The 22179-nt window shown below is 64.3% G+C and carries 27 protein-coding genes and 1 other RNA gene; 14 read left to right on the top strand and 14 right to left on the bottom strand.

Annotation, left to right across the window (positions count from 1 at the left end; translation table 11 throughout):
- The first annotated feature begins 1 nt into the window (after position 1).
- Entirely contained in the window at positions 2-169 is a 168-nt protein-coding gene (locus ACEWPM_RS05370) for a hypothetical protein (RefSeq protein ID WP_393963558.1), read from the top strand.
- A gap of 9 nt (positions 170-178) precedes the next feature.
- Complete coding sequence (locus ACEWPM_RS05375) at positions 179-1363, top strand: vWA domain-containing protein (protein ID WP_393963559.1); 1185 nt, start codon at positions 179-181, stop codon at positions 1361-1363.
- Positions 1364-1448: 85 nt separating this feature from the next.
- On the opposite strand, the gene ACEWPM_RS05380 is transcribed toward ACEWPM_RS05375, so the two are convergent.
- A complete protein-coding gene (locus ACEWPM_RS05380) occupies positions 1449-2015 on the bottom strand; it encodes a 5-formyltetrahydrofolate cyclo-ligase (RefSeq protein WP_393963560.1) in 567 nt (188 codons plus the stop codon).
- Positions 2012-3415: a magnesium transporter gene (gene mgtE, locus ACEWPM_RS05385; RefSeq protein WP_393963561.1), complete on the bottom strand. Its 1404-nt coding sequence runs from the start codon at positions 3413-3415 to the stop codon at positions 2012-2014. Before mgtE ends, ACEWPM_RS05380 begins: the two co-directional genes overlap by 4 nt.
- Positions 3416-3582: 167 nt before the next feature.
- Between mgtE and ACEWPM_RS05390 the strand changes: the two genes are divergently transcribed.
- Positions 3583-3831, top strand: a complete 249-nt coding sequence (locus ACEWPM_RS05390) for a hypothetical protein (protein WP_393963562.1) — start codon at positions 3583-3585, stop codon at positions 3829-3831.
- 29 nt (positions 3832-3860) lie between these two features.
- On the opposite strand, the gene ACEWPM_RS05395 is transcribed toward ACEWPM_RS05390, so the two are convergent.
- The 3 genes from ACEWPM_RS05395 to ACEWPM_RS05405 all read right to left on the bottom strand — a co-directional run bounded on the left by ACEWPM_RS05395 (position 3861) and on the right by ACEWPM_RS05405 (position 5697).
- Positions 3861-4304 (bottom strand): CAP domain-containing protein, encoded by a 444-nt coding sequence (locus tag ACEWPM_RS05395; RefSeq protein ID WP_393963563.1) that lies wholly within the window; start codon positions 4302-4304, stop codon positions 3861-3863.
- Positions 4305-4412: 108 nt separating this feature from the next.
- Positions 4413-5231 carry an inositol monophosphatase family protein gene (locus ACEWPM_RS05400; protein WP_393963564.1) on the bottom strand — a complete coding sequence of 273 codons (819 nt, stop codon included), beginning with the start codon at positions 5229-5231 and terminating at the stop codon, positions 4413-4415.
- Between the two features lie 85 nt (positions 5232-5316).
- Positions 5317-5697, bottom strand: a complete 381-nt coding sequence (locus ACEWPM_RS05405) for a helix-turn-helix domain-containing protein (protein WP_393963565.1) — start codon at positions 5695-5697, stop codon at positions 5317-5319.
- Positions 5698-6016: 319 nt separating this feature from the next.
- Between ACEWPM_RS05405 and ACEWPM_RS05410 the strand changes: the two genes are divergently transcribed.
- Positions 6017-6979 (top strand): NADPH:quinone oxidoreductase family protein, encoded by a 963-nt coding sequence (locus tag ACEWPM_RS05410; protein ID WP_393963611.1) that lies wholly within the window; start codon positions 6017-6019, stop codon positions 6977-6979.
- Positions 6980-6983: 4 nt separating this feature from the next.
- On the opposite strand, the gene ACEWPM_RS05415 is transcribed toward ACEWPM_RS05410, so the two are convergent.
- Positions 6984-7853, bottom strand: coding sequence for a LysR family transcriptional regulator (locus ACEWPM_RS05415; RefSeq protein WP_393963566.1), 870 nt, complete (start codon positions 7851-7853; stop codon positions 6984-6986).
- A gap of 125 nt (positions 7854-7978) precedes the next feature.
- Here ACEWPM_RS05415 and ACEWPM_RS05420 point away from each other — a divergent pair, with 125 nt between their 5' ends.
- Positions 7979-8191 (top strand): YjiS-like domain-containing protein, encoded by a 213-nt coding sequence (locus tag ACEWPM_RS05420; RefSeq protein ID WP_393963567.1) that lies wholly within the window; start codon positions 7979-7981, stop codon positions 8189-8191.
- Positions 8192-8344: 153 nt separating this feature from the next.
- Positions 8345-9064 carry a Bax inhibitor-1/YccA family protein gene (locus tag ACEWPM_RS05425; RefSeq protein WP_393963568.1) on the top strand — a complete coding sequence of 240 codons (720 nt, stop codon included), beginning with the start codon at positions 8345-8347 and terminating at the stop codon, positions 9062-9064.
- A 60-nt stretch (positions 9065-9124) separates the two neighbouring features.
- Here ACEWPM_RS05425 and ACEWPM_RS05430 read toward each other — a convergent pair whose 3' ends face one another.
- From ACEWPM_RS05430 to gatC, 7 genes are all read right to left on the bottom strand, one after another.
- A complete protein-coding gene (locus ACEWPM_RS05430; RefSeq protein ID WP_393963569.1) occupies positions 9125-9889 on the bottom strand; it encodes a Stf0 family sulfotransferase in 765 nt (254 codons plus the stop codon).
- A 125-nt stretch (positions 9890-10014) separates the two neighbouring features.
- The gene (rpmG, locus tag ACEWPM_RS05435) at positions 10015-10182 is read right to left on the bottom strand and encodes a 50S ribosomal protein L33 (RefSeq protein ID WP_007204264.1); all 168 of its coding nucleotides are present in this window, start codon (positions 10180-10182) and stop codon (positions 10015-10017) included.
- 219 nt (positions 10183-10401) lie between these two features.
- An RNA gene (rnpB, locus tag ACEWPM_RS05440) (RNase P RNA component class A) lies at positions 10402-10813 on the bottom strand.
- Positions 10814-10824: 11 nt separating this feature from the next.
- Positions 10825-11532 (bottom strand): N-acetylmuramoyl-L-alanine amidase, encoded by a 708-nt coding sequence (locus ACEWPM_RS05445; protein ID WP_393963570.1) that lies wholly within the window; start codon positions 11530-11532, stop codon positions 10825-10827.
- 8 nt (positions 11533-11540) lie between these two features.
- Positions 11541-12272 carry a hypothetical protein gene (locus ACEWPM_RS05450; protein ID WP_393963571.1) on the bottom strand — a complete coding sequence of 244 codons (732 nt, stop codon included), beginning with the start codon at positions 12270-12272 and terminating at the stop codon, positions 11541-11543.
- Between the two features lie 47 nt (positions 12273-12319).
- Positions 12320-13807 (bottom strand): Asp-tRNA(Asn)/Glu-tRNA(Gln) amidotransferase subunit GatA, encoded by a 1488-nt coding sequence (gene gatA, locus ACEWPM_RS05455; RefSeq protein WP_393963612.1) that lies wholly within the window; start codon positions 13805-13807, stop codon positions 12320-12322.
- A complete protein-coding gene (gene gatC, locus ACEWPM_RS05460; protein ID WP_393963572.1) occupies positions 13807-14094 on the bottom strand; it encodes an Asp-tRNA(Asn)/Glu-tRNA(Gln) amidotransferase subunit GatC in 288 nt (95 codons plus the stop codon). The genes gatA and gatC overlap by 1 nt, the downstream gene beginning before the upstream one ends.
- A gap of 151 nt (positions 14095-14245) precedes the next feature.
- Between gatC and ACEWPM_RS05465 the strand changes: the two genes are divergently transcribed.
- A complete protein-coding gene (locus tag ACEWPM_RS05465; RefSeq protein WP_393963573.1) occupies positions 14246-14938 on the top strand; it encodes a metal-dependent hydrolase in 693 nt (230 codons plus the stop codon).
- 254 nt (positions 14939-15192) lie between these two features.
- Complete coding sequence (locus ACEWPM_RS05470; protein WP_393963574.1) at positions 15193-16827, top strand: acyl-CoA synthetase; 1635 nt, start codon at positions 15193-15195, stop codon at positions 16825-16827.
- A 12-nt stretch (positions 16828-16839) separates the two neighbouring features.
- Here the strand turns inward: ACEWPM_RS05470 and ACEWPM_RS05475 are convergent, their stop codons facing one another.
- Entirely contained in the window at positions 16840-17292 is a 453-nt protein-coding gene (locus tag ACEWPM_RS05475) for a nucleoside deaminase (RefSeq protein ID WP_393963575.1), read from the bottom strand.
- Between the two features lie 75 nt (positions 17293-17367).
- Here ACEWPM_RS05475 and ACEWPM_RS05480 point away from each other — a divergent pair, with 75 nt between their 5' ends.
- From ACEWPM_RS05480 to ACEWPM_RS05505, 6 genes are all read left to right on the top strand, one after another.
- A complete protein-coding gene (locus tag ACEWPM_RS05480) occupies positions 17368-18402 on the top strand; it encodes a pseudouridine synthase (protein ID WP_393963576.1) in 1035 nt (344 codons plus the stop codon).
- A 145-nt stretch (positions 18403-18547) separates the two neighbouring features.
- The gene (locus ACEWPM_RS05485; protein WP_393963577.1) at positions 18548-18919 is read left to right on the top strand and encodes a hypothetical protein; all 372 of its coding nucleotides are present in this window, start codon (positions 18548-18550) and stop codon (positions 18917-18919) included.
- Positions 18919-19749: a hypothetical protein gene (locus ACEWPM_RS05490; protein ID WP_393963578.1), complete on the top strand. Its 831-nt coding sequence runs from the start codon at positions 18919-18921 to the stop codon at positions 19747-19749. The genes ACEWPM_RS05485 and ACEWPM_RS05490 overlap by 1 nt, the downstream gene beginning before the upstream one ends.
- A 99-nt stretch (positions 19750-19848) precedes the next feature.
- A complete protein-coding gene (locus ACEWPM_RS05495) occupies positions 19849-20064 on the top strand; it encodes a hypothetical protein (RefSeq protein ID WP_393963579.1) in 216 nt (71 codons plus the stop codon).
- Between the two features lie 4 nt (positions 20065-20068).
- The gene (locus ACEWPM_RS05500; protein WP_393963580.1) at positions 20069-20980 is read left to right on the top strand and encodes a 5-bromo-4-chloroindolyl phosphate hydrolysis family protein; all 912 of its coding nucleotides are present in this window, start codon (positions 20069-20071) and stop codon (positions 20978-20980) included.
- Positions 20980-22176 (top strand): toxic anion resistance protein, encoded by a 1197-nt coding sequence (locus tag ACEWPM_RS05505; RefSeq protein ID WP_393963581.1) that lies wholly within the window; start codon positions 20980-20982, stop codon positions 22174-22176. Before ACEWPM_RS05500 ends, ACEWPM_RS05505 begins: the two co-directional genes overlap by 1 nt.
- The last annotated feature ends 3 nt before the right edge of the window (positions 22177-22179 follow it).

The following is a 22179-nucleotide window of genomic DNA, read 5'->3' on the forward strand; positions in this document are numbered from 1 at the left end:
TATGATCGTCATTATCGCGGCCATCGTGGGCGCAATCGCAGGCAGCCTGATGGCCCGGCGCCGCAAGGGGCGCATGGCCGATATCCTGCAATATGCCTTCGTCTATGCGCTTGTTTTTGCGCTCGCCGCTCTTTTCGTGACAATCTTCATCCACCGCGCCGCCCTGTAGGGGGCCGCGATGTTCCTCCCCTTTTTCAACGCGCTTCGCGAGGCTGGCCTGCCGGTATCGCTGCGCGAGTATCTGACTTTTCTCGAAGGGGTTGGGGCGGGCCTTGTCACCTATGACGTGACCGGCTTCTACTATCTCGCCCGCGCGTCGATGGTGAAGGACGAGCGGCATATCGACCGATTCGATCGCGCCTTTTCCACCGCCTTCGGCGGACTGAGCCAGATCAGCGCCGAGGACGTGCTGAACGCGGTCGACCTGCCCGAGAACTGGCTGCGCAAGATGGCCGAGAAGCACCTGACCCCCGAGGAGCGCGCCGAGATCGAGGCGCTTGGCGGGCTCGACGCGCTCATGGAGACGCTGAAACAGCGCCTCGCCGAGCAGGAAGGCCGCCACCAGGGCGGCAGCAAGTGGATCGGCACGGCCGGCACCTCGCCCTTCGGCGCGTATGGATACAACCCCGAGGGCATCCGCATCGGGCAGGACAAGTCGCGCCATCAGCGCGCGGTCAAGGTCTGGGACCGCCGCGAGTTCGCCAATCTCGACGGCGATGTGCAGCTGGGCACGCGCAATATCAAGATCGCCCTGCGCCGCCTGCGTCAATGGGCCCGCGACGGCGCCCATGACGAGCTTGACCTTTCGGGCACGATCCGCTCGACCGCGCAGAAGGGCTATCTCGACGTCCAGACGCGTCCCGAGCGCCGCAACGCCGTGAAGGTGCTGCTCTTTCTCGATGTCGGCGGCTCGATGGATCCACATATCAAGCTGGTCGAAGAACTCTTCTCGGCTGCCCGCGCCGAGTTTCGCCAGCTGGAGTATTTCTACTTCCATAATTGCCTCTATGAGGGCGTCTGGCGCGACAACCGCCGCCGGTGGAGCGAGCAGATCGCGACGCAGGAGATCCTCAACACCTATGGCTCCGATTACCGCTGCATCTTTGTTGGCGACGCTGCGATGTCCCCCTATGAAATCGTCTATCCCGGCGGCGCGAACGAGCATTGGAACGCGGAGTCCGGGGAAGCCTGGCTGAACCGTGCCCGCACGCAATGGGCATCGAACCTCTGGATCAATCCTGTGCCCGAGGCGCATTGGCGGTACACGCAATCCACGCAGATGATCACGCAGATCTTCGACGGGCGCATGGTGCCTATGACGCTGGAAGGGCTGGACCGGGGTATGCGCACGCTTACCCGCTAGCGGGCAACGGACCCGATCCTTTTTGCCAAAAATATCCCCGCCGAGCGCGCTTTGGGCTGCAATCAGGCCACCGGTCGCCGCAGGCCTATAGGTTCGCAAACTCGATAATCTCGGCCTCGGTCACGATCATGTCCAGCGGCTGATCGGTGTCCTCCAGCGGCAGTTCCTCAGCCTCTTGCGCGGCATAAGCGTACCCGATGGCCAATGCCGCACCGCTGGCGCGCAGCCGCTCGAGCGTGCGGTCGTAGAAACCGCCGCCATAGCCAAGCCGCCCGCCTGCGCGGTCAAACGCGACCAGTGGCACGATCAGGATCTGTGGCGTGATCAGCGCCTCGACCTCGGGGACGCGTGCGCCAAAGGGGCCGTCCTTCATTGCGCAGCCGGGCGTCCAGCGCGAAAAGACCAGCGGCGCCCCCGCGGCAGTGATCACCGGCACGCCCACGGGGCCATGGGCCGCCGCCTCTTCCATCGCCGGCAGCGGGTCGATCTCGGTACGAATGGGCATGTATCCGGCCAGCGGCACGCCGCGGTAACCCGCCAGTACCTCACTCAGCCGACCCGCACCAATCCCGGTACAGGCCTCATGCGCGGCCTTCCTGCGGGCAAATGCGGCCTTGCGGGCTGCCGCCTTGATCCGTGCCAGATCCGTCATAACAGAAATATCGTGGCAAGCCCAAGAAACGCTAGAAAGCCGACAACGTCCGTCATGGTCGTCACAAACGTGCCCGAAGCAAGCGCCGGGTCGATCCCATACCGGTCCAGCGTCAGCGGCACCAAAGTTCCGACAAGGCCAGCGACGGTCAGGTTGATGATCATCGCCGCCGCAATCACATATCCCAGCACAGGTGAGCCAAAGTAGATATACCCCATGACTCCCATCAGCATCGCGAATACCGCTCCGTTGATCAGGCCCACCAGCACCTCGCGCCGCACCACGCGCAGTGCGTTCGACGACGTCAGATCCCGCGCCGCCAGAGCCCGCACTGAAACAGTGAGCACCTGGGTTCCTGCATTTCCGCCCATCGACGCGACGATCGGCATGAGAATGGCCAGCGCGACGAACTTGGCGATCGTCTCGTCGAATTGCGCGATCACCAGCGCCGCCAGATTTGCTGTCACCAGATTGACGACCAACCATGGCAAACGCCGCCGCGCCGTTGCCACGACCGAATCCGACAGCGAGCTTTCTTCGTCCACACCGGCGAGGCGCAGGATGTCTTCCTCGTGTTCATCGTCCAGCACGGCCATCGCGTCGTCGATGGTGATGACGCCCACAAGGCGGTCGTTATCGTCCACGACGGGGGCGGAAATCAGGTGATACTGGTTGAACGCGTAAGCCACGTCGCCCTCGTCCTGCGCCACAGGAATGACATGAAACGTGTCCTCGACCAGAGAGCTCAGCATGACTTCGCGGCGCGACGCCATCAGCTTGCCCAAAGTCACGTTACCGACCGGATGCAGCTTGGGATCGACAAGAATGATATGATAGAATTGCTCGGGCAACTCTTGCTGGTTTCGCATGTAATCAATGGCTTCACCGACATTCCAATGCTCGGGGGCCATGACGACCTCGCGCTGCATTAGTCGGCCGGCGGAGTATTCGGGGTAGGTCAGCGACTGGCGCACCGCGATGCGATCACTGTCTTCCAGCACCTCCAGAATGGCGTTCTGCTGGTGATCCTCAAGATCCTCGACCAGATCGACCACGTCGTCGCTGTCCAGCTCGCGCACGGCGTCGGCCAAGACCTCGGGGCTGAGATAACCCAGCACTTCCTCGCGGATAGACTCGTCCAGCTCCGACAGGATGTCTCCGTCGAATTCGTCCCCGTAGAGCGCAATAACCCGGCGCCGGTCAAAGGCGCTGATCTGCTCCAGCAAGTCGGCGATGTCCGCCGGGTGAAGCGGCTCCATCTCTTCGATCAGCTGGGTGCGGTCGTCATTATCGACGGCGTGAATGATCCGCGCTACCGCGTTGCGATCCAGCTCGTAGGCGTCGTCGCTGCGATCCTCGTCGGCGAGAGGGGCATCCGGGATCTGATCATTCTCGCTCATGGGGCCCTCTCGCTGCATCGCCGCAATATCATTGCGCAGGTGTAGACGGGGGCCGCGTGAAAAACAATCCGATGCTGCGCCGGGCGGCGGCGGAAAAGAGGAGCGCATGCCGCTCGCCAGCATCGCCGCCTGCGCTAGGTGACAGAGCCAAAGAGGAGAGATATTCCATGCAAGATACCCCAGCCGCCGCGCGCCATCTGGGCGATGCCGTCACGGCCATCGACGCCCGGTTTGGCGAAGGCTATGCCGCGCGCCACCCCGAGCTTGTCGCATCGCTCGTCCAATCCTCGACCATCGAGGCCGCGGTCACAAAGGGCTATGGCGCCCATCAGGAGGCGCTGGGCCTGGCGCAGAGCCTGACCTCGCAGATTTGCGAAACCCTTCTGAAGTTGAAGCCAAAATTCTTTGGTGGGTGAATGACTTGAGGGGTGCTGTTAATATGCCGTCAGCAGCCGGGCCGCCCGAGAACCATCACCCAAACATCGCCCGCGCCGCGCGCCACGGCGAACTCACGCGCCCCCTCGCTCAGAATATTGCGGCGGTGGCCCGAAGAGCCCATCCAGCCCTCTATGACTTGCGACAGGCTGCCCTGGCCCTTGGCAATATTCTCGGCGATGAAGCAATAGCCGTACCCCGCCGAATGGGCGCGGTCGCCGATGCCGGACCCATTGGAGCCCGTATGGCTGAAAAACCCGTTGGCGGCCATGTCGTCTGCATGGGCAGCAGCGGCCCGGCCAAGTGCCGGGCTGATCTCAAGTGCGGACAGGCCGTTGCGCGCGCGAATATCCGCCACGGTGGGTTTGGCCGACGCGCTTACATTTTCGGCGCTGAGTGCGGGCAGCGGCACGGTCATGATGAGGGCGAGGCAGGAGGCGAGGATCTGGCGCATCGGGGCAGCTCCGGGTGCAAGGGCAATTCGCGGGGACGTTAACGCTCTCGCTGCACTCCCGCCAGCGAGGAGTCACAACACAGCCACCACACATGCAAAATGGTGCGATCACGCCACGCGCCCGAGGATTTCCAGTGCCGCCCCGTGCTGCTCGGCATTGGCCGCGGCGACCACACGCCCGCCCCCGTGCGCAGGCTCGCCCTGCCAGCCTGTGACCAAGCCACCCGCCGCCTCGATCACAGCAATGGGCGCGCAAACATCATAGGGATTGAGTCCCGCCTCCACCACCAGATCGACCTGGCCCATTGCCAGAAGCGCATAGGCATAGCAATCGTAACCATAGCGCACCATGCGCGCCGCCGCAGCCAGGTCGGCGAAGGCCGCTCCCTCCTCCGGCGTCCCGATGGAAGGAAATGTCGTCATCACGGTGGATTGCCCCAACGGGCGTGCCGGCCGGGTGCGCAGATCCCGCGGACCCATGGGGCCGGTCATGGAGGCGCGGGCAAGCCCCCCCTCGAAACGCTCGCCGATGTAGGGCTGGTCGATCAGTCCATAGATGGGCCCGTCTGCGTTGCAGGCCGCAATCAATACCCCCCATGTGGGGGTGCCCGCCAGAAATCCGCGCGTGCCGTCGATCGGGTCCAGCACCCAAGTCAGCCCGCTGGTCCCATCGCTCCGGCCAAACTCTTCGCCAAGGATTGCGTCATCCGGACGTAGCTGTGACAGGACCTGCCGCATCTCACGCTCGGCGGCGCGGTCGGCGGCGGTCACCGGGTCGTAAACGCCCTCGCTGCGTGCACCGGGCAGGTACTTGTCCTCCGCGCCAAGATCGGAGAGGCGAAAATACGGCAAAATCGCCCGCCGCGCCGCATCGGCTGCGGCATGGGCCGCGCTGATGATCTGGCTGTTCCCCTGCTGGTCCTGCATCGCGCCGCCCTTGTCCCGCCTCACTGCCGCAGCAATAGGCGCAAGGGCCGCGCGTCACAAGCACTGCTGTCGGAGATCAGCTGTGTCAGGCGACGTCGCTGAGCACGCGTGCCAGATCAAAGAGGCGGCGACGCTGATTTTCGGGGATGGCATAGTAGGAGCGCACCAGGTCCAGCGCTTCCTTGTCGCCCAGAAGGTCCGCCGGACCCGTGCGGGACGTGGCCTGCGCGGCATCGGAAGTCTGCGCGGCATCCACCCCCTCAAAGAAAAAGGCAATGTTGACGTCCATCGACGCTGCGATATCCCAAAGACGCGAGGCGCTTACGCGGTTCGCACCCGTCTCGTATTTCTGGATCTGCTGGAACTTGATCCCGACGCTTTCCGCCAATTGCTGCTGTGTCATTCCGACCAGCCAACGGCGATGGCGAATTCGTTTTCCGACATGAACATCAACGGGATGAGGCATCTTTTAAATCCTTTTAAAAGTGGATGACCAGCGAGCGCCCAAGCATCGAATGAGCAGGTCCGCGTGGCTGCATCCCGCTAGAAACACAACGTCTGATACCTGCGAAAGATTAACATCAAGACGCAAAGATACAAGAATTTTTATACGCGTGAAGATGTTTGATCAAAATTTAATCAATTTAAGCGGTAGCGTGTCACTGTCTCCGTTCTGTGAACAAATTGACAGAAGCGCGCAATCTCCGATACGCTCTTGGCGCACAGGGCCGAGCTTGCCGTGTTTTCCCGTTTTGCTTGATCAAAGGATACCCGCCATGGCCATCATGCGCGCCTTTCGCGTCATCTCGCATGATACGCCGCCCGCACTCGAGACCTGCGAGAGGCCGCAGCCCGGCCCCGGCCAGATCGCTGTGCGCATCCATGCCTGCGGTCTCAACTTTGCCGACCTGCTGATGATGAGCGGGCGTTATCAGGACACGCCTGACGTACCCTTCACCCTGGGCCTTGAGGTTTCAGGCGTGGTCGACGCGCTGGGAGATGGCGTGACGGGCCCCGCGCCGGGCACTCGCGTGGCTGTCTATGGCGGCCAAGGCGGGCTGGCCGAATATGGCTGCTTTGACGCCGCGCGCGCCGTGGTCCTGCCGGACACCATGACGCATGAGGCCGCCGCCGCATTCCAGATCGCCTATGGCACTTCGCATCTGGCGCTGGCGCACCGCGCAAAGCTGGCCGAGGGCGAGACGCTGCTGGTGCTGGGTGCGGCGGGCGGTGTGGGCCTGACTGCGGTCGAGATCGGCACCGCCATGGGCGCCCGCGTCATCGCCTGCGCCCGCGGCGCGGACAAGCTGGCGGCGGCCCGCGCCGCCGGGGCGCATCACCTGATTGACAGCGACACAGATGACATCCGGGCGAAAGTCAAGGATCTGGGCGGGGTCAATGTGGTTTATGACCCTGTCGGCGGCGATCAGTTCACCGCCGCCTTCCGCGCCTGCCGCCCGGAAGCGCGCATCCTCACCATCGGATTCGCCAGCGGCGACGTGCCCCAGATCCCGGCCAATCACCTGCTGGTCAAGAACCTGACGGTCATGGGCCTCTACTGGGGCGGCTATCTTAAATTCGCACCCGATATCCTGACCGCGTCGCTGAAAGAGTTGCTGGACTGGACCGCCGAGGGACGAATCGCCCCGCAGGCGCATCACCTCTACCCGCTGGAGCGCGCCGCCGAGGCTCTGGAACTGCTGCGTGCGCGCAAATCCACGGGCAAGGTCGTGATCCAGATGGCGTGACCTCTCAGGAGGCCGCTGCCAGAAGGTTTGCGCCGAACCCTTGGCGCACCACTGCGGCCAGTTGCGTCACCAACTCGCTCCGCGGCGTTGCCGCGCCATACATGTTGATCTTCTGCAGCCCCAGATCCGGCAGCCCCGCCGCCTGCGGCACCGCCTCGAGCAGATGGGGGGCCGTGCCCTCCAGCATGGCGGTCACGGCCAGATCGGCGCTGATAGTCGCCTCGATCGCACCATCGGAGTCCGAATCGATCGCGCTTTCCCAGTCGATACCGGCCTCCTCCAGCAGGCGGATCGCCTTGGGGCGAAAGAGGCAGTTGCGGCAGGTCGCGATCCGCAGGGGGCGCTGCTTCCACGCGGTGCCGCCTTTTGCGCAGTAGAACCGCAGGGGCACCTCGCTCAGCGTCTCGCCGCCCGGGCCCAGCACCGTTTCCGTGGTCAGGATCAGGTCGATCTCGCCCTTGCCATGCGATTCCATCAGCAGGCTGGAATAGAGCGAGCTGAGATGCACCCGCACACGCGGAAAAGCAGCGTTGAACTGCTTGAGCACGCGGGGAATCACCGGATGAATAATGTCATGCGGCACGCCGAAGGTGACCTCACCCTCCCAGACCTGATCGGTAAGGCGGCCCACCACCTCGTCATTCAGCGCAACAAGGCGGCGCGCATAACCCAGCATCTGCTCGCCCGCGGGGGTTAACGCGATGCGCCGGCCGCTACGATCGAGCAAGCCGAGGCCCAGCAGATCCTCCAGCCGTTTGAGCTGCATCGAGACGGCGGATTGCGTGAGGTTCAGTATCTGCGCCGCGCGCGTCACGCCGCCCTGATCGGCCACCGCCACGAAGGAGCGCAACGTCGTCATGTCGAGATTTCTCATCCATCACCATCCATGATGTGTTTCCTCAAAAACATTCATTTCCAATATTGATCATAGCTCGGCATAAGCATCAACAGGCGAAATGTATTGCCGCTGACATATCACATATTGAAAGGCTACGCATCATGACCACGCTCATTCATTCCCGTCCCGCCACTGCCCTGCGCCCTCTGCGCCTCGGCTCGCTGATTGCGCTGTCCCGCTCGCGCCGTGCCCTCGCTGCATTGAATGACGCCGCGCTGTCCGATATCGGCCTCACCCCCGCCGAGGCCCGCCGCGAGGCGCGGCGCGCCTTCTGGGACATCCCGCAGACATGGCGCGCGCGGGGCCGTTGCTAAGCCCAAAACGGTATGGCACATGCCGCCGCGGCAATCCGCCCGGCGGTATGTGCAAATCCCTGACCGAAAAACCTTGAAAACATGCCCCCGGCCCCCGATATTGTCTGCAAAGCCCCCAGACAGGGGTCCAGCTTATGCAACACGGAGGCTTAAATGGCTGAATACAATACGATCCGGACCGCGGGCGGAACCCGCACGGCCGCGATCGACGAGGGTCTTCGCGCCCATATGAACAAGGTCTACGGCACGATGTCCGTGGGCATGTTGCTGACCTTCCTGACGGCCTGGGCCGTGGGCAACAACGCCTACATGATGGAGACGCTGTTCACCGGGATCACCCGCTGGATCGTCATGTTCGCGCCGCTCATCATGGTTTTCGCCTTCGGCGCCGTCATCAACAAGCTGTCGGCAGCCGCCGCGCAGCTGTTCTTTTACGCGTTCGCGGCCGTCATGGGCGTCTCGATCAGCTATATCTTCATTATCTTCACCGATTTCTCGATCGCGCAGGTCTTCCTGACCACGTCCATCGCCTTCGCCGGTCTGTCCCTGTGGGGCTACACGACCAAGAAGGACATTTCCGGTTGGGGCAGCTTCCTGATCATGGGTGTGATTGGCCTGATCGTGGCGTCGATCATCAACATCTTCCTCGGCTCGCCGGCGATCATGTTCGCGATCTCGATCATCGGTGTCCTGATCTTTGCGGGTCTGACGGCTTATGACACGCAGTCGATCAAGAACGAGTATCTGGCCCACGCGCATCACGGCGACAGCGAATGGCTGGGCAAGTCGGCGATCATGGGCGCCCTTCGCCTCTATCTCGACTTCATCAACATGTTCATGTTCCTGCTGCAACTGATGGGCAACCGCGAGTAGCTCTTGCTATACAGAACCCAAGATCGAGGCCGCCCCAACGGGCGGCCTTTTTCGTGCTCATCAGAGCCACCCGCCCTCTCTTTCGGCCATGAAACGCGCCTTCCAGTCCCGGCTAACTTCATCTGCCAGCCTAGCGACGCCCGGCTGCACACCCACGGCCGCTTTCAGATCCAGTCCCAGCCGCGCCAGTATGAGCGCCAAAGTGCCCTGAGGATCTGCAGCCAGGCCTTCGTATGTCAGGTGCAGCGGTATGAGACCTTCGCGCTCAAACCACCGTTCCCACGCGGCATTGGCAATCCGCAGCGCATCCAGCTGCGCCGAAATAGCGTCGCGATCATATGAGGCGCGCGCGGGCGGGGCCAACCGCTCAAGCTCGCGCCCGTCGGGTGCACGATGCCAAAGGCCAGTCTGCTGCGCCCTGACGTAGGAAACCGCCTGATCCAGCAGGTCAGCACGCGTCAGATGGATATAAAGCGTGGGCCCAAAAGCCGCCTCGATCCGTTCACGATCATCTACTGCTCGCGGACAAATGACTCCAAGTTGGTTCATTAAAAAGTCAAAACTGCTCTGCTGAAGCCTCAGCCCGAAGATATTTGTAGCGCCCCGTCCCCGCGCCTTTGCCGCATCGACAGCAGCCGCGAGAGCATCTGGGTCAGAGGCATAGTCAGACCGCACCAGGTCAAAGTCTGCCAGCCACGCGTCCGAAGAGGGCTCGTGAAAGTGCGAATCCGGCTTACCGCTGCATCCCGTCGCCGACAGCAGGCTGCATAGCAGCGTGCTGCCACTGCGCGGCGTCGTACAGATGATGTAGGAGTTGTGGCCCACAGATGATCTCTCCTCTGATCCTCGCGCAATCACGGGGCACGACAGAACGCCTCGAGCATGACACGGCATGAAAAAGCCGCGCTGAACCAGCGCGGCTTTTTCAATCTCGTCAGATGGGCAGATCGTTACTTGATCTTGCCTTCCTTGTACTCGACATGCTTGCGCACGACGGGATCGTATTTTTTGATCGCCATCTTTTCCGTCATCGTGCGGGCGTTCTTCTTGGTCACATAGAAGTGGCCCGTGCCCGCGGTCGAATTCAGGCGGATCTTGATTGTGGTCGGCTTCGCCATTTGTCATCTCCTGCGCCGGGCAGCGCCGCTGCCGGTAATTCAATTTCCTGCCTTTTACTCGTCCCGCCCCCCGAGTCAACCGCATAAGGGCAGATAGGCGGCATGCGGCCCCGGTTTTTTCTTGGACCAAATACCCATACTCGGCCCGCGTTAAGCGCCGTCGCATGAAACGAGGGCACGACCGCCTTTCTCGAGGAATTTCAATCCACCAAAGGCCGAATGCGCGGAGGGCCTGTAAGCCGGATTCTGTCCAGAGCGCGCCGTAGCCCGCCCCTGGATGACCATTCATCTAAAGACGGTGTTGCCACCGCCCCTTTGGCTGCCAACCCGGACCGCCGGGCCAAGACGTGCCTGCGGGCGGTATCGGCGATGCCGACCTGCCCCGCGCGCGGTCCCTATTTGGCATTGCTCCCGGTGGGGCTTGCCGTGCCGGTGCTGTTGCCAGCCCCGCGGTGGGCTCTTACCCCACCGTTTCACCCTTGCGCCCGAATACACGAACGCGGTTTGTTTTCTGTGGCGCTTTCCCTCGGGTTACCCCGGCCGGGCGTTACCCGGCACCGTTGCCTTGTGGAGTCCGGACTTTCCTCCTCAACAGGCCGAAACCCGTCAAAGCGGCCATCCGGCCCTCCGCGCACTTGGCACCTAAGCACCCGTGCCGCCCCGGTCAACGCCAAAGCGCGCTGCAATGTCCGCAAGCACCGCCATATCGCCTTCGGAGAGCGGCCCGCGCGCCCAGGGACGCCAGCGCAGGCGCAGCGCGGTCAGCAGATCGGTATCACTATGCTCGCCTCCGTACCCCACTTGCTGCGCGAGGCTGCGGAACGCCTCCGCCGGTGCAAAGGCGCCTGCCTTGGGCCAGACCGCCAGCCCCTGCAGCGCCAGCCGCCGCCAGTCAAAATGCGGGCCGGGGTCATCCTTGCGATCAGGGGCGATGTCCGAATGGCCGATAACCCGCTCGGGGCGGATATGCCAGCGTGCCATAATGCCGGGCATCAGACGCTCCAGCATGCGCATCTGCGGCTCGGGAAAGGGGTGGATACCGCGATTGGCCAGTTCGATCCCGATCGAGCGGGAATTGACGTCTCCGCGCCCATCCCAGCTGCCCTGCCCCGCATGCCAGGCGCGCTCGGCCTCGTCGACCAGCTGCCATAGGCGGCCATCCTCGGCGATGACGTAATGGGCCGACACCTCTGCCGCCGGATCGCATAAACGCGCCACCGCCGCTTCGGCACTGGCCATATTGGTGAAATGGATCAGCAAGATGTCGGGCGTGATCCCGCCCCGGCGGGCTCCGCGATTGGGCGACGGTTGCCAGATGGCCTCAACGCCCGGTGCGTCAGTGCCCGTCACGGGGCGGATCAGTTGCCAGCGGCCTTACGGAACGGGCGCGGATCCCACGAGCACGCATAGCCGTCGCCATCGGGGTCAAGGCCAAGGCGGTCCCGCTCGGGCCCGCCGCGCGACAGGAAATCGATCTGCGCCAGATCGGGGCCGGAATATCCCGCGCAGGCGCGCTCGAACTTGGCCTCTTTGTTCAGCCCACCACGGCGATAGAGCTGCGTGCCCGGCGCGTGATCGGTGCTGAGCGCATAGGCCACAATATTGGGGCCTTCACCGCCCGAGCGACTGGGCAAAGATTCGACCGAAGCCACTTGGTATTGCTGGCGCTGCGCGGCGACACGTGCGGCATCATCCTCGATCGAGCGGCGCGCACTGACAGCGTCGAAATTGTTCTCGACGGAGATGCCGTTGCTGTTGGTGATGGGCGGGGCGGGATTGCCGGGGGCGGCGTCAATGGCCGATCTTGCGGACGCATCCGCAGAGCCGGTGCCGAGGGCCGCGCGTGTCTGGGCCGCGATGTCATCTGCTTCACTTCCCGCCCGAACGTTGCCCGTGGCATCCAACGGCGCCGAGGAAACCGCCGCAGGCGCCGGCAACGTTTCGCCCGCAAGCTGCGCATCCTGCCGCGCCTGATACTCGGCGTAGTTTCCGAAGCCGACACCTGCCCCCATGTCCGGCCCGCTATCGGGAATGGACGTGCCGCAAGCGGCTAGCGCCAAAAGGGCCGCACCTGTCAAAAGATATCGCATGTCAAACTTCGCCTCGTCCAGCCCGGCTGATCAATATCCGCCGGGGATTACCACCATTTGCCGGGCTTTGCCACAAATCCGGCGGCCTGCTCGAGCGCATAGGCGCAATTCAGCAGATCGCCTTCTTCCCACGGGCGCCCGATCAGCTGAAGGCCCAGCGGCAGCCCTTGGGCGTTCTGCCCGGCTGGCACACAAACGCCCGGCAGGCCGGCAAGGTTCACCGTGACGGTGAAAACATCGTTGAGATACATCTGCACGGGGTCCGCGCTTGCCATCTCGCCAAGGCCGAAAGCGGCACTGGGCGTCGCGGGCGTCAGGATGGCATCGACACCATCGTCGAATACCTGCTCAAAGTCGCGCTTGATCAGCGTGCGCACCTTGCGGGCGCGGTTGTAATAGGCGTCGTAGAAGCCTGCCGAGAGCACATAGGTGCCCACCATGACGCGGCGCTGCACCTCGGCGCCGAACCCTTCGGCGCGGGTTTTCTCGTACATCTCGGTGATGCCATCGCCCGGCGCCAGCTTGGCCCGGTGGCCGTAGCGCACCCCGTCATACCGCGCGAGGTTCGATGACGCCTCGGCAGGCGCGATCACGTAATAGGTGGGCAGCGCGTATTTGGTGTGCGGCAGCGAGATATCGCGGATCTCGGCGCCCGCATCCTTGAGCATGGCGCGTCCGTCTTCCCAGAGGGTCTCGATCTCGGCGGGCATGCCGTCCATGTGGTACTCACGCGGAATCCCGATCACCTTGCCCTTGATATCGCCGGTCAGCATCGCCTCGAAATCGGGGACCGGCAGATCGGCGCTGGTGCTGTCCTTGGGATCATGGCTGCACATCGCCTCCAGCATGATGGCCGAATCCCGCACCGTCTTGGTCATCGGCCCCGCCTGATCGAGGCTGGAGGCAAAGGCGACGACGCCCCAGCGCGAGCAGCGCCCGTATGTGGGCTTGATCCCCGTGATGCCGGTAAAGGCCGCGGGCTGGCGAATCGAGCCGCCCGTATCCGTGCCCGTCGCACCAAGGCAGAGATCCGCCGCCACTGCGCTGGCCGAGCCGCCAGAGGAGCCGCCGGGCGTGAGCTGCGTCTCGTCATTGCCGCGCCGCCAGGGGTTCACGGCACCGCCATAAACACTGGTCTCGTTGGACGAGCCCATGGCGAATTCGTCCATGTTGAGCTTGCCCAGCATGACCGCACCCGCATCCCAGAGGTTCTGCGTGACGGTCGATTCGTATTCGGGGGTAAAGCCTTTGAGGATGCCGCTACCCGCCTGGCTGGCCACACCCTTGGTGCAGAAAAGATCCTTGATCCCCAGCGGGATACCGCAGAGCGGGGGGGCATCGCCGCCCTTGAGGCGCGCGTCGGCAGCGCTGGCCATCTCGCGCGCGATGTCGGGCGTGTTGTGCACGAACGCATTAAGCGCGGAAGCGCCCTCGATCGCGCCCAGGCACGCCTCGGTCAGCTCGGCGCTGGTCACATCACCCTTGCGCAGGGCGTCGCGGGCACCCGCTATGGTCAGCGTGTTCAGATCGGCCATCATTCCACCACCTTCGGCACGGCAAAGAAGCCTTCGCGCGCATCGGGCGCATTGGACAGGATCTTGTCTTGCTGGTTGCCATCCGTCACCACATCGGCGCGGCGTGGCAGGCGCATGGGCGTGACCGAGACCATCGGCTCGACGCCCTCCACATCGACCTCGCCCAGCTGCTCGATAAAGCCGAGGATGGTGTTGAATTCATCCGCAAGGGCGGGCAGCGCGTCCTCTTCGACGCGGATCCGCGCCAGTTTGGCCACGCGGGCGGCGGTGGTGGTGTCGATGGACATAGGGGCGATCCTTCGGTGTCTGAACTTGGGCTCTGGGCGCTTTGCCTGCGTTTACCGCCGCCCCGGCCCCAGTGCAAGCGCCGCCAAGGGAACCTCTGGCGCGTAGGCTGCGCTGTGCTAGCGTGATGGCAGCAGATATGAGGAGGACATCATGAAGATCATCTGGCTTGGACACAGCTCGTTTCGCATCGAATGGGGCGGACAGACGCTGCTGATCGACCCATGGCTGAACGGCAACCCGATGCTGCCCGAGGACAAGCACGAGGAGGCCACCCGCGGCGCCACGCATATCCTGCTGACCCACGCGCATTTCGACCATGCCAGCGATACCCTCGGCCTCGCGCGCAAGCTGGACGTTCCGGTTGTCGGCCAGTTCGACCTGATGAACCACTGGGCCGAGCATGAGGGGATCGAGACCATCGGCTTCAACAAGGGCGGCACCGTCGATCTGGACGGCGTGCGCGTAACGATGGTCCATGCCACCCATTCCAGCAGTTTTCCGGGCAAGGACGGCCCCAAGGTGCCGGGTAGCGAATGTGGCTACATGATCGAGAGTGGCGACCGCACCATCTATGTCAGCGGCGACACGGATGTGATGGCCGACATGAAGGTCTTTCAGGACCTGCACGCGCCCGAGATCGGCATCCTCTGCGCGGGCGGGCATTTCACCATGGACATGCGCCGCGCCGCCTATGCGGCCAAGACGTTCTTTGACTTCAAGACGGTCATCCCCTGCCACTACCGCACCTTTGACGTGCTCGAGCAATCGGCCGAGGCGATGGCGGCCGCCCTGCCCGGTGTCGACGTGATCGAGCCGGAAGTGATGAAGCCGATCGACCTCTGACGACGGTATTTGAGTATTCTCGCCAAGATGAAAGCCGGGGCCGGATGCCGTGCTGGCCCCGGTTTTCCGTGCCATGCCGCCGCTGGCGGGGCGGGGAATGTCGCGAAACTGTTCACGCACTGGCGCGGGCTGCGCTATGACTGTTCCGAAGCGCGCGCGCCGCTGGGTTGCGGTGACGGGAGAGCGCTTTGGACGAGGAGAAAACTGAGTGAAGTCACCCCATACCCTGCCCTGTGCTCAGCGCGTGTGAGCAGATGACACCCAATCCATATGACGCGGGGCTTGAGCGAAATCCGGCGAATTACCAGCCGCTGACGCCGCTGACCTTTCTTGACCGGGCGGCGCAGGTCTTTCCAGATCACACCGCCATGGTGCACGGTCCATTGCGGCGCAGCTATGCCGAGTTCTACGCGCGCTCAAGGCAGCTGGCCTCGGCGCTGGCGGCTGAGGGCATCGGGCGGGGCGATACGGTATCGGCCATGCTGGCGAATACGCCCGCGATGCTGGAATGCCACTACGGCGTGCCGATGTGCGGCGGGGTCCTGCACTCGATCAACACGCGGCTCGACGCGGCGATCATCGCGTTTCAGCTGGACCATGCCATGGCACGCGTGGTCATCGTGGACCGTGAATTCATGCCGCTGATGCAGGAGGCGCTGAACCTAAGCGAGGTGCGCCCGCTGCTGATACAGTATGAAGACCCCGAATTCGATGGCCCTGCCCAGCCCACCGAGGCGGTCGATTACGATGCATTCGTCGCACAGGGCGATCCCGAGTTCGCTTGGCTCATGCCCGAGGATGAGTGGGACGCGATCTCGATCAATTACACCTCCGGCACCACGGGCGACGCCAAGGGCGTGGTCTCGCACCATCGGGGCGCATATCTGCTGGCCCAGGGCAACGCGCTGATCACCTCGATGCCCAAACACGCGGTCTATCTCTGGACCCTGCCGATGTTTCATTGCAACGGCTGGTGCTTTCCCTGGACCATGTCCGCCATCATCGGCACCCATGTCTGCCTGCGGCAGGTCCGGGCCGAGCCGATCTGGAATGCGCTGGCATCCGAGGGCGTGACCCACCTGTGCGGCGCTCCTATCGTCATGTCCCTTCTGATCGAGGCCCCGGAGGACGTGCGGCGCTCGCTGGACCGCAAGGTGCAGTTCTTCACCGCTGCCGCCCCGCCGCCCGAAACGGTTCTGGCGCGGATGCAGGAGGCGGGCTTTGATGTCACGCATCTTTACGGGCTGACGGAAACCTACGGGCCCTCGGTGGTAAACGAGTGGCACGCGGATTGGTCGCAGCTGGCGCCGGGCGAGCAGGCCGCGCTCAAATCCCGCCAGGGCGTGCGCTATCTGCCGCTTGAGCAGCTGGATGTCATGGACCCGGACACCATGACCCCGGTCCCCCGCGATGGCACGACCATGGGCGAGGTGATGTTTCGCGGCAATGTCGTGATGAAGGGCTATTTCCGCAACCCGAAGTCGACGCAGCGCGCCTTCGAGGGCGGCTGGTTTCACTCGGGCGATCTGGGGGTGGTGCATCCAGATGGCTATATCCAGCTGAAAGACAGGTCCAAGGACATCATCATCTCGGGCGGCGAGAATGTATCCTCGATCGAAGTGGAGGAAGCGCTCTATCGCCACCCGGCGGTCAGCGTGGCCGCCGTAGTGGCCATGCCGCATGAGAAATGGGGCGAGACGCCTTGCGCCTTCATCGAGCTTGCCTCCGGCCAGGAGGTAGAGGAAGACGCCCTGCGCGCATGGTGCCGCGATCACCTTGCGCATTACAAGGTGCCCAGCCGCTTCGTCTTCAGCGTCATTCCACGAACCTCGACCGGGAAGATCCAGAAATTCGTGCTGCGCGACCGGGTTCGGGGCGAGATGACCTGACCCTTTGCGGGATCAGCCGCGCCGCGCAGCGAAGAACTCGGTCAGAAGACGCTGGCACTCCGGCTCGGAGATGCCGTCATAGATTTCGGGCACATGATGTGCCTGCGGGTGAGAGAACACGCGCGCACCATGCAGCACGCCGCCCGATTTCGGATCCGACGCGCCAAAGCACACGGCCTTGAGCCGCGCCGCGGCGATGGCGGCGGCGCACATCGCGCACGGCTCGAGCGTGACATAGAGCGTATGGCCCGCCAGCCGCTGGGACCCGGCGGCGGCGCAGGCGGCACGGATTGCCAGGATCTCGGCATGGGCGGTGGGATCGTTCAGCTCGCGGGTGCGGTTGCCGGCCCGCGCGACGACGACGCCCGACGCATCCAGCAGGACGGCGCCCACGGGCACCTCGCCGCGCTGCGCGGCGGCGCGGGCCTCGGTCAGGGCCGTCTCCATGTGACTGGCAAAGCTCATGCGGCCCTTTTGCCATTCCTCGCCGCCGCGCGATAGGCGCTTTCGCGAACCCTGCCGATGCGCTATTCCCGCGCCATGAGCACAGACACCCCCATCCCCGGCGACCGGATCGCCAAGGTCATCGCCCGCGCCGGCGTTGCCAGCCGCCGCGAGGCCGAGCGCCTGATCGAGACGGGCTGCGTCACCGTCAACGGCAAGGTCATAGGTAGCCCCGCCCTGAACGTGACCGCGCGCGACCGCATCACCGTCAATGGCAAGCCGTTGGCGGCGCCCGAGCCTGCGCGCGTCTGGCTCTATCACAAACCTGTCGGCCTCGTGACCACCACCAGCGACGAGCAGGGCCGCCGGACCATTTTCGACGAACTGCCCGACGATCTGCCGCGCGTGATGACCGTGGGGCGGCTTGACATCACCTCCGAGGGGCTCTTGCTGCTGACCAATGATGGCGGGATCAAGCGCAAGCTGGAGCTGCCGAGCACGGGCTGGCTTCGCAAATACCGCGTGCGCGTCAATGGCCGTCCGACCGATGCCACCTTCACCCCCCTGCGCGAGGGGCTGGTGATCGACGGCGAGCGGTTTCAGCCGATGGCCGTCACGCTGGACCGCCAGCAGGGCGCGAATGCCTGGGCCACCGTCGCCATCCGCGAGGGCCGCAACCGCGAGGTGCGCCGCGCGATGGAGGCCGTGGGCCTGACCGTCAACCGCCTGATCCGCGTGAGCTATGGCCCCTTCCAACTGGGTCAACTGGCCTCCGGTGCGGTCGAGGAAATCCGCCCCCGCGTTCTGCGCGACCAGCTGGGGATGGACCCGGACGAAGACCTGGACGCCGCCAAACCGAAGGCCCGCCCCCGGCGCAAGCTGGCCTCGCTGGCGGGAAAGCCCGGCCCGGCCAAGCCCGAGGTGACGCGCGGTGGCCGGGCCGCGGGCAAACCGGGTGGCAAGGCGGCTCACAAGGCCGGGCCGAAACCCGGCGCGCGGACTGGCGACGCCCCGAAGGGCAAACCGGGCGCGAAACCCGGCGGTAAACCCGGCCCCGGCGCCAAGGTTGGCCGCAGCAGCGCCCCGCGCAAGCCCGCCACGGGCGGCCCGCGCCGGCGCAATCAGGACTGACACCGGGGCTACACCCACAAGCGCCGCGCAGCGCCAAGCCAAGCCAGCCAAAAGAGGGCGATACCACCTCTTCGCCCTCCCCCTGCCCTCACCGTGACAAAATCTGCCGCCAGAACCCTTTGCGCAGCTTGGAGCGCGAATTGGCATGGACGGCATCATTCTGGCCATCATTCTGGGGTCTATGGCCTATATGGTCTGGAGCGCCAGACGATTTTTCAAAGGCTTTCGGGTCTTTCTGGAGGCCAACATCGCAGGCGGCACCGTCACCTCGCGATTGCTGCCCAACCTGTCCTTCGCGGCGCTTTTCTTCCTGCTGCTCAATCAGACGGCTCTGGTCGATGGATTCGAATATGCGGGTATCGAAAAGGGCAACGGCCTCTTCGGAAGCATCGTCAACCTGACGCGGATCGACGATCCGATGTTCGGCATCGCGGATCTGGACAGCGCACCGGGCAATCGGACAGCGGCGAAGCGCAACGTGATGATCCCCGCATTCGTGACGGGAGGCGATTTTTGATGCCGCGAGGTAGCCGCACACGCTCCGCCCCTGCCAGCGCGCTCTACAACGGGCCGCGGAGTCAGCAGGCGATATCGCTGCTCTTCATGGCGGTCGCTCCGCTGGTCATCACATTTTTCGGCGACGATACGCGCCAGATCCTGATCTATGCCGCGGCGCTCTTCTATTTCGGGATCGCCTTCTGGTGGCTGTCGGTCGGGATGCGCAATCGCGACGCGTTCAACGCCGCCGAGATCGCGCGGCGGCCAAGGTTTCCATTCCTGATCGCCGGTTCGGTCCTGACGGGCATCACGCTTGCCGGGCTCGTCTGGTCGAAAACCGGCGCGCTGGATTACGCCGCCATTCAGGGCGTGCTGGCGACGCTGCTGGCGGTCATGGCGTTCGGGATAGACCCGCTGCGCGACAAAGCCCTCGAGAGCGCCGTCGAAATTCGTCTGCGCGCGGCGCAGGCGCTGAGCGAGACGGCAAAGGCACGCCTGCTGAGGATGCGCGCGCGGATTGACGAGCTGAAGGATCCCGGCCTGGCCGAGCCCATCGAGACCTTTACCCAGACCGTGATCCTGATGCTGAAGGCGCTGGTCGACGATCCCGATCGCCACCGCGAGCTGCGCCGCCACCTGGGCCATTTCCTTGAACAGACGGGCGAGGTGACGGATCGCTTCGTGATGCAGTATCGCTCGACCGGCGACGCGGACACGCGCCGCGACTACATCGCCTTCCTCGCCTCGATGGACAAGGAGTTCACCCGCGAGCTGCGCGCCTTCGTGACCGAGGACCGTGACGCCATGGAGGTGCAGTTGAGCGCGCTGCGCAGCCGGATGCGCGGCTAGGCCGGTTTCGCGGCGCCGCGCCTGAACTTACCCCTAGCAAGCCACACCCGCTTGCCATAGGCTTGCGCGCAAGGCTTGGAACGGAACGAACGGCGCCCGATGACACGCATATTGCTATTTCTCTGCGCTGCTCTGGTGGTCGTGACGCTGATTGGCCTGGCCGTCACGACAACGGCGCGCGCGGTTCAGGACAGTCGTGACCTGGCTCGCGATATCGCTGTAGTGCCTCGGAGGACCCTTATGGAAAAGATCAGTTTCGCCGCGCTCATGCTCTTGATGCTGGGCGTGACGAGTGGCCTTCTGGGGGGGCTCTAGGCCCGTGGCGCAGCGTTTCGGCGGCAAGTACAGCCCGGATGGCGACAGCAAGGCAGATGGCCGCGGTAGATCCCGACCGGCGGCCCGTCCGCGCGTGGATCCGGCTGGCGCGCGCGCGAACCTCATGTTCGCGCCCGCCGCCGTAGTGCTTTTTGCGTCGCTTGCCAGCGGCGCGGCCGGGCTGGCCTTTGGCGCCGCCTCAGCGGCGGTTCTGGCACTGTCCGCCTGGCTCTTGCGCGGTGGGTTGCGCGCCGAGGCAGCCTATGCCGAACGCAAGGTGGCCCGCCGCCCCGGAATCCCGCGCAAGCTCTTTTCCTCTGCGCTGGCCGGCATGGGCATCGCGCTTGCCGCCCTGTCGGGCGATGGCAGCATCATCGCCGCCGCACTTTATGGCATCGTCACCACGGGCCTGCATATCGCCGCCTTCGGCGTCGATCCCTTGCGCGACAAGGGGATGGAGGGCGTCGACACGTTTCAGCAGGACCGCGTCGCGCGCACCGTGCGCGAGGCCGAGGCGCTGCTGGCTCAGATGTCGGACGCTATACTGCGCGCCCGCGACCGCCGCCTTGAAGAGCGCGTGGCGCAGTTTCAGCAGACCGTGCGCACCATGCTGCGCACACTTGAGGACGATCCGCGCGACCTGAGCGCCGCGCGCCGTTATACCGGCGTCTACCTTATGGGCGCGCGCGATGCGACGATCCGTTTTGCCGATCTGTATTCGCGCAGCCAGGATGCGACAGCCCGCGCCGATTACCTGGCGCTTCTGGATGACCTGGAACAGAATTTTTCCGCCAAGACGCAGAAGCTGCTAGAGAACGATCAAGGCGCGCTCGAGATCGAAATCAGCGTGCTGCGTGACCGGCTGGAACGCGAAGGCGTGCACTTGCCCCCATCCCCGACCCGAGAGGATCCCTAATGCCCGAAAATGTCCGCCAGCAGGCCGAAGCCAGCCTCGCCGAAGTCGAAGAGGTCAGCCGCCATATCCTGCCAGAGCCCAGAGACGCGAATGCCATCGTGCCCTACAAGGACGCGGACAAGCCCGCGAGCGCCGAGATCAAGAAGCGCATGGGTGAGATCGACATGGAAGATACGCAATCCATCGTCTCCTTCGGATCAGCGGCGCAGGCGGAGTTGCAGGAAATCTCGCAATCCATGCTGCAGGGCGTGCGCAACAAGGATGTGGGCCCGGCGGGCGACAGCTTGCGCGGGATCGTCACCACGATACGGGGCTTCTCGGTCAGCGAGCTGGACGTGCGCCGCGAGCGGACATGGTGGGAGAAACTTCTGGGCCGCGCCGCGCCCTTCGCCAAGTTTACCGCCCGTTTCGAGACGGTGCAGGCGCAGATCGACAAGGTCACCGATGATCTTCTGCGCCACGAACATGTGCTGCTCAAGGATATCAAGTCGCTCGACATGCTCTACGACCGCACGCTGACCTTCTATGATGAGCTGGCGCTCTATATCGCTGCGGGTGAGGAAAAGATCCGCGTTCTCGACGAGAAGGACATCCCCGCCAAGGAGGCTGCAGTCGAAAAGGCCCCCGAGAACGACAAGGTGATGAAGGCGCAGGAGCTGCGCGATCTGCGCGCCGCCCGCGACGATCTGGAGCGCCGGGTGCATGACCTGAAACTGACGCGGCAGGTGACGATGCAATCGCTGCCCTCGATCCGCCTGGTGCAGGAAAACGACAAGAGCCTTGTCACCAAGATCAACTCGACCCTCGTCAACACCGTCCCCCTGTGGGAGACGCAACTGGCGCAGGCCGTCACCATCCAGCGCAGCGCCGAGGCCGCCGAGGCCGTGCGCGGCGCCAATGACCTGACCAACGAGCTTCTGACCGCCAATGCCGCCAACCTGCGCGAGAGCAACAAGGTGATCCGCGAAGAGATGGAGCGCGGCGTCTTCGACATCGAGGCCGTCAGACAAGCCAATGCCGACCTGATCGGCACCATCGAGGAATCGCTCCAGATCGCCGACGAGGGCAAGGCGCGCCGCGCCGCCGCCGAAGAAGATCTGAAAAAGATGGAGTCCGAGCTGCGCGAGACGCTTGCCTCGGCCAAGGCAAAGAAGACCGGCCTTGGCGATACCGTCGGCACGGCGACGAAGGGCTGAGCG

The sequence above is a fragment of the Roseovarius maritimus genome (genome assembly GCF_043355895.2).
Classification (GTDB): Bacteria; Pseudomonadota; Alphaproteobacteria; order Rhodobacterales; family Rhodobacteraceae; genus Roseovarius; species Roseovarius maritimus.